Source organism: Bartonella vinsonii subsp. berkhoffii ATCC 51672 (genome assembly GCF_902825225.1).
GTDB classification, from domain to species: domain Bacteria; phylum Pseudomonadota; class Alphaproteobacteria; order Rhizobiales; family Rhizobiaceae; genus Bartonella; species Bartonella berkhoffii.
Genome location: NZ_CADEAK010000091.1, coordinates 1 through 659 on the forward strand (window position 1 = coordinate 1; position 659 = coordinate 659).

Below are 659 nucleotides of genomic sequence, written 5' to 3' on the forward strand. Positions count from 1 at the left end.
TGCGCGGCAATTGGCATTGACTGCTAATCGCGATTTGATAGTCCCCTTTGTTGAGATTAATTTTGGACCCCAAGAGCGCTACCCCCTTGTTTATTGGCCGATTTCGGAAAATGAAGATATTAAAGCCATTAGTGACGCGCTGGAAAAACTGGTGCCCTTGGGGTTGCGTGTTGGGGCGCAAGAAGTGCGCAATAAGATTGGTTTTTCGCAACCAACAAAAGAAGAAGATGTTTTAAAGGCTCCTGAGAGTGCTCCTGATGATGAGAGGGGACAAAAGGCTGGTGAGGATAAACAAAAGGCTCATGTTTGTGCCGATTGTGGGGGTGCTGTTGATGTTTCTGTGACAAGAGAGGGTAAGGGTGGAAAAGAGCAGGGTGGGAAATATCACGACGAATTGGAACGGCTTTCTGAGACAGCTTTAAGTGACTGGGAAGAGGACTTAGAACCCCTTTTAGAGCCTTTTAAAAAGCTTGTGAGAGAAGCAAAAAGTTATGAGGATATCCTAAAAGGCTTGGATGAATTGCTGGGTGAGATGGATCATCACGCATTAGCAGCACGTTTGGCAAAAGTACAAATGATTGCACGTGGGCTTGGGTATCATGGCTGAGGAACTTTTCAAAACGGCTCCCAAAGAGGTCACACGTTATTTTGCAGCCAAG

1 protein-coding gene is annotated in these 659 nt (G+C 46.0%); it reads left to right on the forward strand.

Annotated features, from left to right (window positions below):
- Positions 1-607 (forward strand): phage portal protein family protein (locus J7R10_RS08390; protein WP_208436457.1); only part of this gene is annotated, 607 nt, incomplete at its 5' end.
- Between the last annotated feature and the right edge of the window lie 52 nt (positions 608-659).